Annotated in this window: 8 protein-coding genes and 2 pseudogenes; 6 read left to right on the top strand and 4 right to left on the bottom strand. The window is 39.3% G+C overall.

What is annotated here, in order from left to right; genetic code table 11:
- Nucleotides 1-376 precede the first annotated feature (376 nt).
- Complete coding sequence (locus tag NK638_RS04985; protein WP_082787298.1) at nucleotides 377-1,021, bottom strand: DUF411 domain-containing protein; 645 nt, start codon at nucleotides 1,019-1,021, stop codon at nucleotides 377-379.
- A 239-nt stretch (nucleotides 1,022-1,260) separates the two neighbouring features.
- On the opposite strand from NK638_RS04985, the gene lnt reads away from it, so the two are divergent.
- Complete coding sequence (gene lnt, locus NK638_RS04980) at nucleotides 1,261-2,829, top strand: apolipoprotein N-acyltransferase (protein WP_274632159.1); 1,569 nt, start codon at nucleotides 1,261-1,263, stop codon at nucleotides 2,827-2,829.
- Nucleotides 2,830-2,969: 140 nt separating this feature from the next.
- Here the strand turns inward: lnt and NK638_RS04975 are convergent.
- A pseudogene (locus NK638_RS04975) lies at nucleotides 2,970-4,194 on the bottom strand (IS3 family transposase).
- A gap of 248 nt (nucleotides 4,195-4,442) precedes the next feature.
- Between NK638_RS04975 and NK638_RS04970 the strand changes: the two are divergent.
- Together NK638_RS04970 and NK638_RS04965 are read left to right on the top strand one after the other, a co-directional pair.
- Complete coding sequence (locus tag NK638_RS04970) at nucleotides 4,443-5,294, top strand: IS982 family transposase (RefSeq protein ID WP_274632160.1); 852 nt, start codon at nucleotides 4,443-4,445, stop codon at nucleotides 5,292-5,294.
- A gap of 113 nt (nucleotides 5,295-5,407) precedes the next feature.
- Nucleotides 5,408-7,579, top strand: a complete 2,172-nt coding sequence (locus tag NK638_RS04965; protein WP_274632158.1) for a cytochrome c biogenesis protein CcdA — start codon at nucleotides 5,408-5,410, stop codon at nucleotides 7,577-7,579.
- A 372-nt stretch (nucleotides 7,580-7,951) separates the two neighbouring features.
- Here the strand turns inward: NK638_RS04965 and NK638_RS04960 are convergent.
- Nucleotides 7,952-8,658 (bottom strand): annotated as a pseudogene (locus tag NK638_RS04960) (IS5 family transposase).
- 148 nt (nucleotides 8,659-8,806) lie between these two features.
- Nucleotides 8,807-9,751: an Arc family DNA-binding protein gene (locus NK638_RS04955; RefSeq protein ID WP_274632157.1), complete on the bottom strand. Its 945-nt coding sequence runs from the start codon at nucleotides 9,749-9,751 to the stop codon at nucleotides 8,807-8,809.
- A gap of 267 nt (nucleotides 9,752-10,018) precedes the next feature.
- Between NK638_RS04955 and NK638_RS04950 the strand changes: the two genes are divergently transcribed.
- The 3 genes from NK638_RS04950 to NK638_RS04940 are packed head-to-tail and all read left to right on the top strand — an operon-like array spanning nucleotide 10,019 to nucleotide 15,444.
- The gene (locus tag NK638_RS04950) at nucleotides 10,019-11,446 is read left to right on the top strand and encodes a site-specific integrase (protein WP_274632156.1); all 1,428 of its coding nucleotides are present in this window, start codon (nucleotides 10,019-10,021) and stop codon (nucleotides 11,444-11,446) included.
- A complete protein-coding gene (locus NK638_RS04945) occupies nucleotides 11,447-13,408 on the top strand; it encodes a hypothetical protein (RefSeq protein ID WP_274632155.1) in 1,962 nt (653 codons plus the stop codon).
- Nucleotides 13,409-13,416: 8 nt separating this feature from the next.
- Nucleotides 13,417-15,444, top strand: a complete 2,028-nt coding sequence (locus tag NK638_RS04940) for a hypothetical protein (protein ID WP_274632154.1) — start codon at nucleotides 13,417-13,419, stop codon at nucleotides 15,442-15,444.
- The last annotated feature ends 1 nt before the right edge of the window (nucleotide 15,445 follow it).

Genomic DNA, 15,445 nt, shown 5'->3' with positions numbered 1-15,445 from the left:
ACGTTTTTCTATTGGATGAAGTAATTACCCTATATAGGGTCTAACTAATTATTAAGATAATATAATAATTTATAATATTAATATAGATGTTAATTCCCTACTGGCTTATGTAATATTACGTAATTGTTTCGATACATCCTGTATATTCTTGTATTAACCCTTAGTTATTTATCTATTTTAAGGGTTAATAACCGATAAATCCGCTTACATTGTCATCAAAAGTTACAAATTCAAAGTTATTTTTAATTTTAAAGTCGCAATAGCTAATGAATTTTTTGATGAAGAATCATTTTATAAGCAATAGAACAGTCTTATACTTGCTTCATTCGCTTTTAACGCTAACACTATAATCAAAGTATTCTTAACTGCTAACACACTATAATTGCTGCTCTACCGATTCAATATCAGCATAAACTTGGGTCGTCCCGTCTTTATTGAGTTGCATAACCTGATAGGGCATGAATTTATTTTGATACTCCATACCCGGGCTACCAACAGGCATGCCAGGTACGGCAAGACCCATAGCTTGTACTGGCGGATTTTCTAAAAACTGCGCCATATATTTAGCGGGTACATGACCTTCAAAGACGTAACCATCAGTAGTGACTACAGTATGGCAAGAACGCATTTCATTTGGAACGCTGTAGCGCTCTTTAAATACGGCTAAGTCCGCAACATCTTGCGCGGTTGCACTTAGACCATTATCTTCTGCATGACTTATCCATTCTTTACAGCAGCCGCAATTGGCATCTTTATAGACAGTGGCTGAGACGTTTTTTAGTAGGTCTGGTTTACTTACTGATGTCATCATAGGAGTATTTATAACGTTTGGTTCAGCTGTCTTCGGAACAGTCACTACATCTTCAGTTGATGCCGATGTTGTGCTTGCATCAGATACGCCACTACTCGGTTGGCTACAAGCAAATAGTGATGAGGCGGCAAGTAATACTAACGTACTACGCAACCCCTTAGACAGATAACGATTGAATATAAGACTGGATTTTATTTTTAAGGGGGTCATAGTGCTCTCTCATGTACTGTAGATATTGTGAGCTATAGAAGGTCAAGTAACACTTCATATCGTTTGGTAATGTAGCATAATAACCCATCAAACGGAGTACGTAAATTTATCCATTGAGCAGTGCGGACTGGTATCATAAGCAGTTTTCATTTTGAAATGCTGCCTGTAGTATTAACAGGTCTATCCGAGTTTTGGATTTTGACTAAAAATTCAAAACTCATAATTTTGGATAATTTGCGATGCGCCTGTCTACTATTAATCTACAAAAGCGTTTGAGTACTCACTCAAATCAATTACCGCTATGGTTTACGCTAGTAGCAGCATGGCTTGCAGGGGCTATTTTTTTATTTGCGCTAGCGCCTCATGGGTTCTGGCCGCTAGCAATAGTGTCACCAGCGATTTTATATGCGCTGTTGGTACCAAATATGAGTGGTCGTCGCGCTTTTATTATCGGTGAAGCTTACGGTATGGGGCTATGGTGCGTCGGCGGCTTTTGGCTCTATACTGCCATCCATGATTATAGCGATACTCCAACGTGGCTCGCATTGATTATGATTGGATTGATGGGTCTCGGTATGGGACTGTTTCATGGATTTTTAGCACTAGTCTTTAACCGTATGGTAGGCAAACAACCCTTTTCATTTGCTGCTCTTTGGGTGCTACAAGAATGGTTAAAAACTTGGTTATTCACAGGCTTTCCGTGGCTGTTTGTTGGTTATGCATTTACTGAAGAGTATTGGTTATCGTCCTTAGCACCCGTTGCTGGTGTTTTTGCCGTCTCTTTTGTTGCCATACTATTGGCTGCAAGTTTAGTAGAGCTACTGCTTCGACGCAGTAGTTATGCCGTCGTTTCTGTACTGTTATTAGCCATTAGCACATCATTATGGCTGGTCAATCCGCAATGGACAAAACCTAAGGGCACACCTGATCTGTCAGTGTCATTGATTCAAGGTAATATTTCACAAGATATAAAGTGGCTGACGCAATATCAAGTAGAAACGCTAAAGATTTATGCGAAGTTAACGCGCACTGAGTGGGGACGTGATGTGGTGGTGTGGCCTGAATCATCTATTCCGATGTTTCAGGATGAGGCTGCGGGCTTTATTAGTGAAATGATAGAAATGGCTAATGCGACCAATACGACATGGATAACTGGTATCCCTTATAAGGATAAAGCGGCATTCAATGCCAGTACGGATAAGTATCCCCCATTTTACAATAGCGTGATTGCTCGAGGTGTAGAAGCGGAAGGCCTATACAAGAAGCAGCGTCTAGTGCCTTTTGGAGAGTATATTCCATTTGAAGGCGTGCTCGATATTTTCCCAAGTTTGGCCGGTAGTCAGGATATTAAGAGCTATAGTCGTGGTAGTGATCAGCAGTCACCTCTAAAGGTGCGTGGACACAATATAGGGACGGCTATCTGTTATGAGGTAGCTTATCCAGATACCACGCGTAAAAATGCCATCGATACTGAATTTTTGTTGACCGTCTCTAACGATGCCTGGTTTGGCACTTCAGCAGGACCATTGCAACATTTGCAAATGGTACAAATGCGCGCGCTTGAGAACGGGCGCTGGTTTATTCGAGCGACCAATACTGGTGTTACCGCTATCATTAACCATAAAGGTCGTATTGTAAAACGCGCACCGCAGTTTGAGCGTACTGTACTACGTGGTGAGATACAGGCACGGGTTGGTAACACGCCCTTTATGCTTATGGGAAATTATCCTATCTTGATAATAATAACCTTGTTATTACTACTAAGCTATTTTGGCAAAGGTCTAACCACACTTAGAAGACGAGGGTAATAGTAAACTTAATCATAATAATTTAATCAGTGTAAGTTTTTTATTTTTTCTAGGTAACGTTCTAACGCACGTAAATATAAAAGTTTTAAACTATTGACCCCTGCCGTCAAATCCGTATACATAAACTTGGGAGATTTTAATTACGCAGCTTGACGATAATAATCAAACCACACCTGTCTTGGCGATTGATAGCCCAAACCCTTTTGAATCCTCGTCTGATTGTAGTACAGCTCGATATAACTGATAATATCATTGATGGCTGTGAACCTTGTTTTATAGTCTTGATGATATACCAGCTCATTCTTTAATGTGCCCCAGAAGCTTTCTATCGGAGCGTTATCGAAACAGTTGCCTTTGCCGCTCATTGAGCCTATAAATTGATGCTGCTTAATGGTCTTGTGGTAGGCGTGACTGCAATACTGACTGCCTCTGTCTGAATGAACGATTAGCCCTTTGCTTGGACGTTTATTCTTGATGGCCATATTTAGTGCTTTGCAAACTAAATCTGCGGTCATACGCTTGTTAATAGCGTAACCGACAAGCTCTTTGGTGTATAAGTCTTTGACCCCTGCTAAGTACAGCCAACCCTCATTCGTCCAGATATAGGTGATGTCGCTGACCCACGACTCGTTAGGGCGCTTAGCATCAAACTTCTGATCCAGTACGTTTGGATAGACCAGCTTGTTGTGATTGGAGTCGGTGGTGACTTTAAAGCGCTTATGACGACGACATTTAATGCCGTGTTGCTCTTTGATGCTTCTTACCATATACAGGCTAATGTTATGGCCTTGCTCGCTTAGATGAGCATGCAGTCGATCTGCGCCATAACGTTCTTTCGTTTCATTGTGAGCCGCTTTAACCAGTAATTCAGACTGGTTGCGATGTATCTGTTGGTCGCTGAGATCACGACTTAGCCAGTCGTAATAGCTTGATGGCTTAACCCTTAACACACGGCACATAGTGGTGATGCGAAAGAGGAACTGGTTGTCTTTGATAAAGGCGTACCTGACTAACTGTTTCTCGCGAAGTACGCCGTCGCCAACTCGAGCATAGCTCTCCCCTTGCGTCGGGGCGAAGCAGTGCTTCGCTTTATCCCTCCTCATTTAGTATTTCGCGTTCCTCTTCGGCAACTTTAAGCTGTCGCTTTAGGCGTTTTACCTCTTCAAGCGCACTCATAAGTTCAGGGTCATACTGCTTTGTTCCTACAAGCTTGCCTTGATTAGCTTTGTTCTGCCAGTTGGATAGCGTTTGCATGGCGATGCCAAGTTGCTTTGCGGTCGCTGAAATATTGCCGTTGTTATCCGCTATCTTCTTGACGGCTTCAGCTTTAAATTCGTCACTGTAGGTTCTTACTTTCTTGGTCATGGTAAACTCCTGTCAATACGCTTAGTTTACCAAGTTTATCTCTACGGTTTCTTCAGCATAGCTCACCATGATTTTGTATCCCTTAATAGTATATTGTAGTATGTTGTATATAATATAACCCCAGTTCGGGATAAGGGCTCAAAAAAAAGATAAAAAAAGAAGTCCGAAGTTGCTAAAGTAAGTTTACCAAGACCACTTAAGCAAAAAGGACTTCTTACACGGACAACCTAACCGAACTCTACTGCCATATTGACGACTTTTATCAGCAATTCAAACCTGAGTTTGACGCTCATTTAATCGCAACGGGACACCAAAGGTTAAGAGCATGCCAGATAAGTGTAGCAGAGATTATGACCATCTTGGTACTGTTTCATCAATTACGTTATCGACAGTTTAAGGCGTTTTACTACCATCACATGCTTGGCATGATGAAACGGGCGTTTCCAAATCTGCCGAGCTACTCGCGATTTATAGAGCTTGTGCCGCGCAGTATCATGCCACTGTGCAGCTACTTGCAAAGCATGATGGGCGACTGTACGGGTATCAGCTATATTGATTCAACCAAGATAGCAGTTTGTCATAACAAGCGTATCTACTGTCATAAAGTCTTTGAAAGAATGGCAACCCGAGGCAAAAGCAGCATGGGCTGGTTCTATGGCTTTAAGCTGCACGCCATTATCAATCATAAGGGCGAGCTTTTATCTGTTAAAGTCACTGCGGGTAATACGGATGACAGAGTGCCTGTTAAGGATATGGCAACGTCTGTGTTTGCCAAGGTGTTTGGGGATAGAGGCTATATCAGTAAAGCACTAAACGAGTGGCTCACAAAACACAGTGATACCACGTTGATAACCAAACTTCGGCGTAATATGAAACCCCAATTACTTGAGCCTATGGATGAGGTACTACTCAATCATCGCTCTTTGGTTGAAACGGTGTTTGGGGAGCTTAAAAACTTGTGCCAAATCGAACACTCACGCCATCGTAGTGTCACGGGGTTTATCACAAACTTGCTGTCAGGTTTAATTGCTTATTGCTGGTTTCCCTATAAACCCACCATCAAAAATATGCCTCAGCAGGGACAGGTAGCAACATTGTAAATAGTGTCAATGAGTTACAATGTGGCTTATCCCGAACTGGGGTTGTAAATAGACAAGTCCATACAGACAGTGAATTGGTCAATTCGAATATTGGAAATAATAGGTAGCCCTTCATGTCCCTTAAGAGCGCAGAAAAGTCTCCGTCATTAACGCAAAATAAATCGTCAAAAAAATCTTATCTGTTGGCGTTCGCTTTCAGCGCGGGTTCATTATTGACAGGGCTAGCAGCGACTGGGCTGACGGCCGTGCCAGTGGCATCGCAAGCGGCAGGATTGGGCGATTTATTTAGCAGTGATAAAAGCGCGACCCAACCGAAATTTTTGCCTGTTGATGAAGCGTTTCAAGTTAGCAGTAGCAGCAAACCGACCAATAATGGCACGCGCTTAGCCATTAACTTTGACATTACGCCTGAGCACTATGTTTATAAAGACCAAATTAAGCTAACGTTGCCTGCTGGCGTGAGCGCTGCACCTTTTAGCTTTAGCCAAAAGCCTATCTCCATAGATGATCCGACCTTTGGTCAAGTATTGGTCTTTGACCAAGCCAATATGGTTGCTACTACCATTTTGAGTAGTAGTAATGGCAAGGCGATAAATAATGCCGCCGTGACAATAGGTTGGCAAGGCTGTGCCAAAGCGGGTCTATGCTATCCACCGGAGAAAATAAAAACCACAGTCAATATCGCTGCTGCGTCACAATCGGCAGCCAATAGTTCAAGTAGTACTGCTACAGGTTCTGCGAGCAATAACAGCAATGTAGAAACTGCGCAAGCCTCTACAGATGGGACAGTTACCAATAGTCTTGCTACAGAGCAAACTACGCCAGATGACGAGGTGATTGATTATGCATTGTTAGATGACGAAGCGTTAGATGCAGAGCTTGGTGCAATCAATACCATCTCTGGAGCCGATGAAGAAGTGGTAGGCGATAATGTCACAAGTGAAGCAGCGAACAATGACGCTGTCATAAATAATGCTGCTGCAACAAACAATACCGTTGTCGTTGATAACGCCATTAATAGTGACCCTTTTGGCTTAGCTTCGCATCCGTGGTTGGCATTGGTGTTATTGTTCTTGGCAGGGTTGGTCTTGGCATTGACGCCATGCGTGTTACCGATGCTACCGATTGTTGCCAATATCGTCGCGCGTGAAGACAATCCAACGGTAAAACGCGGTGTTATTTTAACGACCAGCTACGCTATTGGTGTTGCCATCGCTTATGGTATTTTAGGCGCGGTCATTGCGGTATTTGGCGAATCGTTAGGCATTATTGGTTGGCTACAAAATCCGATTATTTTAATTGGGTTTGCCATCGTTTTTGTCTTATTAGCCCTTTATATGTTGGGCGTATTTAGCATTCGTCTGCCAAGATTCATCAGTAGTAAAATGCAGGGTCTAAGCCAAGCGGGGGATAGCAAACTTGGTAGTACGGGTGGCAGTTTAATTGCGGGATTCTTATCGGCGCTCGTGGTATCGCCTTGTGTTTCGGCGCCCTTATTTGGGGCGCTGCTTGCCGTATCAACGATTGGAAGTCCGCTCCTTGGCTTTGCCGCTTTATTTATGCTCGGTTTTGGTTTATCGGCGCCGCTTATCTTAATTGGCGCGACCCAAGGTAAAATCATGCCAAAAGCAGGCGAGTGGATGAATTGGGTCAAGCAGGGCTTTGCTTTGTTGCTTTTTGCCGTGGCATTGTTATTAATTGAACGCGTCTTTATCTCGCCTGTGATGCTGATAGTGTGGGCGCTGTGGTTTATGGTCGTGGCGATGTGGGCGTGGAGCTGGCTAGGCAAAGGTCGGATGCTGACCCAAGCGCTAGGCTTAATCGCTGGTATTTGGGCGACGTGTTTAATCGTCGGCGCCGCATTGGGCAATGACGACAGCTTGCATCCGCTTGCCTCCCTAACTGCGGTTCCGGTGCTGCAGACAACTGCTGGTCAACCAGCCACCAGTAATGCAACCGATAAGACGGTCACGACGCTGGCTGAGTTAGATGCCATTGTCGCCGCCAATCCTAAAGTGCTGGTCGATGTCACCGCCGAATGGTGTATTGCATGCCGGACTATGGAGAAAAACTTATTTCATAATCGCCCTGCGCAAATGCAAGATTGGCAATTGGTCAAACTTGATATCACAGAGACTACAGCGGATTCAAAAGCAATCTTAGCGCGTTATAAATTGTTTGGTCCGCCAGCATTGCTGTATTATCAAGACGGGCAATTGGTCAATCAACAAGTGGGTGAAATCGGGCGCGCAGCGTTTGAGCAAACCTTAACCGCGCTAAATTAATCGTTTAAATGTAGATAAATTCCACATCATTTCTACCCATTAAAAAGCCAACGTCCTTTGATAATAGGACGTTGGCTTTTTCAATCTTACTAAATAGCCTTTTTAATATAGACGCTAAATCCTTGGTTTAATTGGCTTTTTCAATCTTACTAAATAGCCTTTTTAATATAGACGCTAAATCCTTGGTTTAACGTTATTTATTACTACTTACTTTGCTACTTACCTTATTATTTACATCAGTATTTGCTCGCAATAACGCTAGTATAGTGCCCTTATTTTCATTACAATAAAGCAACATTGCTAAAGGCGCATTACCACGAGTAATGGCTACCTTGCACGTCCATATTTATTGATTTTCTTTAGGGCGTGTCATCAATTAAGCCAAACGACACAAGAAACTAAGTGAATGGCACTAAGGAAATGACTGGCTAACTTATCATAGCGAGTGGCAATCGCACGATACTGCTTAATCTTGGCAAAGAAGTTCTCTATTAGGTGCCTCGCTTTATAAAGCTCTTTATCGAAGTCTCTTGGCTGCAGCCGATGACACTTAGATGGTATAACTGCATTACCTTGCACTGCTTTAATCGGTTCAATAACGCGGGCATCAGCATCGTAAGCTTTATCGGCAAGCCACGTTTGGCTAATACTGACATCAAGCAATTCATCTGAGCCACACAGGTCATGAGCTGCCCCACCTGTTAGATAAAAGCCAGTAGGATTGCCTAATGCATCTGTTCGAGTATGTATTTTAGTCTTCAGTCCACCTTTGCTGCGTCCAATGGCTTGATCCCTTTTTTTCCAGCACTGTGCTGGTGGGCTTTAACAATCGTGGCATCTAGCATGGCATATTCGTCATCGGATTGTTCAGAGAGTTGATTAAAAACCTGCTTCCATACGCCTTTTTTTGACCAGCGACTAAAGCGAGTATGAATCACTCTGAAGTCGCCAAAGCGTTCAGGTAGGTCACGCCAAGGTATGCCGGTCTTGTAACGGTACAGAACCGCTTCTACGAACAAGCGGTTATCCTTTGCAGTAACACCAACGTCACTTGGTTTACCAGGTAGAATGTCTTTAATTCTCTCCCATTGGTCATCACGTAGGGGATGTCATCTTGTCATAGTCATTGAGCTCAAATTCCTAAATACGATCTAAGTATAGCTTATTCTGAAATATCTATGCTAATTGATGACACGCCCTAGTATGGCATACTTATTTTATCTCAAATTACTTTATAGATATTTTAGATAAAATCTCATGTCCACTAATATAAAGTTCATTAGACATGCACATCTCACTCCATCCTTTCCAGTAACTATTAGCTTTCTTTGAATACATTGACCTATCCCAAATATCTTCAATCCAAGAATTGTGACGATACTTATCAATTACTTTGATCGGATTTTGTTTGGCCCAAATTAATTCGTTAAAGTCTGGTTCTGAAACTATTGCTCCTCTGATCTTTGAGATATGGTACTTACAAAGATACTTTAATGTTAAGGATAGGAGCGCTCTGTCTTCAGAGCCACCTATACCTACTTTGTCACTGACATGCACACGAGAGTCTAGAATCAAACCATGCCAACTATCGTAATGCTTGATAATAACTAGTTCACCGTTTTCAGTATTGTTCCGAGCAAACCAGACCAACTTAACCTCATCTTCATTATTACCTTTTAATAAGCTTCTAGCATTCTCTTCAATATCATAACCAAACTCAAATGTTTCTTTTGCGAAAGGCCTTCCTTCATCATGAACGAGCCAATTCTTTTGGCATCCAAAGTATGTGGCTAATTTTTCTAATTCGTTAAACGATGGCTCTTTTCGCCCTTCAAACCAATCCTCAGTAACGCCCACACTATTGTATCCCAGGGCCTCAGCAACTCTAGAAATACTTGGGGTATGAAAACTATCAGTTGCCTTAGCTTCACTCAAGAGGAAATTTAGTTTGCCAGATAGTAGATTTAAGCGATCGCTACGTAAATGAGCATCAAAAAAACTCTTTAAATCGTCGATAGCTTCGATATAACTTCCTTCTTGACCTTCAAAAGATTTTTCTAGTCGATACTGTGCCTCGGCATTAATTGAACGTCCACTAACTTTTGAGGCATCGGAGATCAGGGCTTTCAATTCAGTAGGAATTCTTAAATTAAACTGCACATTTTTTGACATTTTAAAGCCCAAATAGAATATTGAATTTAAAACAAATAATATTACCATAAGGAACTTGCGGCAATGATAGCATAATGCTATCATATTATGTAACAAACCCTAAAGAGGTAAATACATGTCAAATCAGAAGGTTCAGATGAACGTCCGGGTACCTAAAGAACTTAAGAATTTTGCCATAAATGATGCAAAGAACCAGTTCCATTCGTTATCTCAATATATAGAAAAGCTTATGTTTAAAGCCAAAGAACTCAGTGAACTAGAAAAGAGATGAAACCTTATCTTAAAGACCTTTTTGACTCTAATGCAAAAGTAATTTATCTAAGACGGTTTAGATTGCAAAATGCAAATTGGTCAAAGACTGCTCAGGCTAATGATTACGATTACACTTTTAGCTCTTTAGCTAACTCAGATTATCACTTCAGAATGCCTGTTATCATTCAATCAGATGGTTTACCTTGGAAAATAGGTAACCTATATCTCATGGGACAACTAGACACTCCTGCGCTTTCAAATATGAAAACGTTATCCGCAAGAGCTATCCACCTAAAATACTATCTACAGTACCTAGAACATAGTAACCAACACTTTTTAGACTTACCTACCCAGTATCAGCAAAGGGTTCCTCGCAAATTCAAAGCTTTTTTACAGGCTGTAATAGAACAGCACGACTTTAGCTCTCAATACATTAATAACATTCTGTCCTCTGTTGCTCATTTCTATAATTATATACAGCATCAATCATTCGTATCTCAGTCTGATATAGAGAATAAGCCCTTTAGAGAAAGGAAGGTTTCTATACCTATTCATAATAATGTAGGAATAATGAGGAATATTAGTGTTATTACAAATGATCTCAAGCTAAGAAGCAGCAGAAAACCCTTACCATCACTAGGTAAGTTGAGAGATGGAGGCAGTCTGCGTCCTTTAAGCTCTGAAGAACAAGAAATTATTTTCAGGGCATTTGATAAAAACTATGCGTCAATAGAGTTAGAGCTAATGATAAGAATAGCTCTCGGAACAGGAGCTAGACAACAAAGCGTATGCACTCTCTCTATTGCTTGTATCAAAACTGCTCTCGACTACTTAGAACAAAATGCTGATTCAAATTATGCCGTGATAAATACTGGATATAAATACAGAACAGACTCAAAGTTTGGGAGACTAAACCGCTTAATGTTTTCACGTAACCTAATTGATCATTTAGCAACATATATAGATTGCGAAAGAGCGGAACATAGAAGACAAAATATAAACAGCTTTTATGCAAATACTGACGATAACTATGTGTTTTTAACTCGAACTGGAAACCCCTATTTAACTGCTGAAAGAGAAATTATAGATCGTAATCGTAACAACCCTAAACCAGTTTGGAACACTGAAGCGCCCGTCATGGTACCTAAAAACGGCCAATCTTTAAGAAATGAATTAAAAAAATTCATTTCCAAGGTTCAAAAGTTTGAACCAAGTCTTCAAAATTTTTCATTCCATGATTTGCGTGCTACCTATGGGATGAATATCGTAAGAAACCTTAGAGCTAAGGAATACCCTGATTCTAAGATATTTGATCATGTCAGACAAAGGTTAAACCATAGAAGCCTAACAACCACTGAGGCCTATCTAAAATTCGACTCGGAAGTAAAAGAATTCAATGATATACAAGATACGTTCGGCGTAACATTTGATAAGGGCAAATAAATGTCTAATTCTTTCAATGACAGGCAGCTTATTGAGATAAGCACTAAGCAAATAGAAGATATCGTTGATCCTCAATACACAGTAATTGTAGGTTCAAGAGCTGATGGTGTGTCCTTTAAAGTCGATATTGGTAGAGTCTGCTATACCAATAGAGAGAACGATTCTGGTCATTTCCGAAATAAAACTAAGAGCTATATTACGGGTCTAGTTGATAAATCAACATTGTCTATACAACGTGTAGAATGGTTGAGAAGGTACCTTAGGGAAATCCTTCAAAAAGGGTTGAGAGATGAAACGGTTCGAGGTTACCTTCATAATTTAAGATATTTTTTTGATTTTTGTGATTTTGAAGGCTCTAAGCCTCTTACTTTAGATGATTTAGCATCTAATTATAAATATTATCAAATTAATCTCTATCAAAAGGCGCGTTTAAGTGGTGCAAAATCTATAAGCACTACAACTCTTTATGACAAGCTAAATACTGCAAGAGATTTCATAAAAATTGCTTATAACTTATCTGATATCGATATACTTAGTATTATTCCCAAGCATCGTCATATGGGACATAACAGTAAAGAAAGAGACTCCTCATTAGAAGACTTCAAAAACTTCTTACAAACCTGCATTACATACTTTAATGAATTCTCATACGCCATATTAAATAAAATCTACCCTATACCTATTACTTTAGCAAAATCATCAAGTAATGATTATTATTGGGATTCGACTAAAAAATATGGCATAAAGAAACTACCTAATTGCTTCTACAATAGTGGTGAACCCTTACCCTTTAATGAGATAAAAAATGTTTTATCAAATTATTATAATTGTGAGCGCACTAAGAAAGATTTCTATAAAAACACATTAATAAACAACAGAAATACATGGATTAATGAGAATTTAGACTCTAGAAAAATTTATGCTTATAACCTATGTACATATTGCTTTTATTACATTTACCTTTCTTTCACTGCTGCTAATATACAACCCACACTTGATTTGAAAATATCTGATTTAAATTTGGAAGACCTTGGCTTATCAACTTTTGCTAGAAAACATAAATATCGAGCAGGTAGACAGATTGAATTTTCCGCTCCTTCTCACTTAAAACGTTATCTCATACAGTATTTGAAACTTAGAGAGTGGGTTGATAACCTTCATCTTCCTGGAGACTGTCAAGAATACTTGTTTGTGCGTATTGGAGAACATCGTCACTTAAAGCGTTTTGCACGTAGCTCTGTCAGTTCTATTGACGACAATACGCCACTTTTTAAAGGGGTTAAAAGGGTTACTGCTAGAGACATTAGAAACCTATGTGCGGAATACTACATAAAACATTCTAAAGGAAATTTGTCATTAGTAGCTAGGAAGCTGAATAACTCTTTAACTACAGTAGCTAAATCTTACACTTCGATCGATATTGAGTCTCAAGCAATAGAGATGAATCATTATCACGAAAAAATGATTACCGCAGTTCTTAGGTCTAATCGAACTAATGAACAAACTATATCTATCAAGACTTCAACTAACTATGATACGGAGAAAATACCAGCAGGATCTTGTTCTAACCTATCAGATAACGATCCTGTTAAGGCATTGGGCTTTAATAATGAAGCTCCCAACCCTTCCTGTGCTACATTTGAAAGTTGTTTGTTCTGTGAATTTTTTGCAATTCATATAGATTTTGAAGATATACATAAACTATTAAGTTTGAAAGAGGCTCTACTAAAGTCTTCTATGATTCGTGATGATCCTGAATATCATCTCCTCTCTATAGAACCATCACTATTTAGAATTGACGAGATTATCAATATTCTTAAAGGAAAAGATAATAGAGTAATTGAACTCGTTGATGATGCTGAACAAAATATAAAAATGCAAATTTATAATGAGTATTGGGATGAGCATATAAATTTTCTCACTGTAACCTCAGAATCTAACAGAAAAAGCTTAAGTTTATGACCAAGATAATGATGCGTGAACCCCTTGTTAAAGAGATACAACCAATATCTAAAGACCTAATCGAGAACCCATCATCTAGTTTGGTTATAACGCTTTCCAAGAGTGGAGATGCTTTATCATTATTCTCTGACGATATTTGGGACTATAGTGCTACTAGTAGTTTAATGAGGACTATTAACTTTAGAACTAAAATTAAGAACCTATCCTCATCTATTAATACCGACGGCAGAGAATTCAAATCAGCAGTTAAGTTTTTGAAGGTATTTGCACTCAATTGGATTTGTGAAATGAATGGATGTTCTATGTCAAAATTGAATGGTGACTTAGTCGCTATATCTTTTCTGATTAGTTACTGTGTAAACAATAATATTGAACTTGATAACGTATTTGCTGACCCTGATGCAATCTGTTTCTTAGTAAATAACAGCTCTGCAGAAAAACAAATAGGCTTGTATTTAGGCAAGATACAAAGGTTTATTGATACAGCATCTGTTTTAAATCGAAACAATTTTTGGTGCAATATACAACCTTCAGAAGAATTTTCAAGCAGTTTAAGAAAAACTAGAAAGTCTTTCCCTGAAACCTCTCAAGGTCTTCAAACTATGATTATTCCTTCACGCATTTATCAGAACCTGCTAAAAGATACCATTGAAAGCTTACAGATTTTTAATAAGCATGCTGAGAAGATATCATATGTTTTTTCTGCACGTACTAAAGTAAGGGATGAAGCTTTAAGACTAGATCAGAGTATGCCCATAAGTAAGCTTAATAAATCACAAACAAGTTTAGTTTCATTTTATTGGAAAACTGCTTTGAAGAGAGATACAAAGCTAACTAAGATTTTAGCAGAATTAACAGATTTAAACATCATCAAGAATGCTAGTTGGTTAAGTTTAACAATCAGCTTAGGTCAAATACAGATGAAAAGCGCTTTTGTTATAGCTGCGTTTACAGGTATGCGTAAAAATGAATTACTATCTATCCCTTTCAACGGGCTAAGACATATTAATTCCGATACTGGGAATATACCTGTAGTATGGTCAACTACAACAAAATTGGAAAGTAATGGAGTACCAAGATTTACAAAATGGGTAACAGGTTCAATTGTTGAAGAAGCTTTTGAAGCAGCTAAATTTATCACTCAAGGAGCTTTGAACTGGTCTGCTAATAAGAGTCAGGTGGCAGAAGATGAGAGTAAGTTACCGTTGTTTTTTTCAATTGAAAATGGGAAATCTGGAAAGCCTCATCCGCATTTTGATTATGCAACAACTGCCTTAAATAGCAACCTCATTCAAAGAATAATGTCATCAGAGCACTTATTGATTTCAGAACAAGACTTAAAGGAAGTCAGTCAATTTTTATACGGCGATGAAATACCTAATAATATTAAATTAGGTGAGCCTTGGCCTTTAGGCTTTCATCAGTTTAGACGCTCCTTAGCCGTGTATGCTGCTTCTAGTGGTTATGTTTCATATCCTACCCTTAAATCCCAGCTAAAACATATAAGCATGATGATGACAGTCTATTACACGGACTCAAACTCTAGAGCGATAAATATTTTAGGCAACGGCCCTGAAGTCAAAGCTATGGAAAAGGAATGGCAGGATGCCCAAGCAAGAGTAGAGTCAGATAGTTTGCATGAATTGTTAGATAGCGGGGTGACACTAACTGGTGCAGCTGGTAAAAATCTACAAAAAAGAAAAGTAGAGAATAAGCTTCCTAAGTTCTTAGATAATAGAAATAGTACTAAGAAAGCAGTCAAAAATGGCAAAATTCGTTATCGATCTACTTTAGTTGGCGGATGTATGTCTATTAAACCTTGTGATAAAGGTGCTGGTGTATTGGCATCTGCTTGTATTAGCTGTGAAAATGCGGTGTTTTCACCAGAATCCAAAAGTATTTTGCTACAAACTAAAGATTTTTATAAGTCTCAACTCACTTTAGATATTCCAAAGCGTGTTCATCATGAATACGAAGTGAGTATTAAAAAAATAGACAGTCTTCTTTCAGTATTAGAAGTAAATCAAGAGAAATAAC

The organism is Psychrobacter sp. A3, from assembly GCF_028823565.1.
Classification (GTDB): domain Bacteria; phylum Pseudomonadota; class Gammaproteobacteria; order Pseudomonadales; family Moraxellaceae; genus Psychrobacter; species Psychrobacter celer.
The sequence above is the reverse complement of the archived record's forward strand: the minus strand, read 5'-3'. Positions and strand labels throughout refer to the sequence as shown.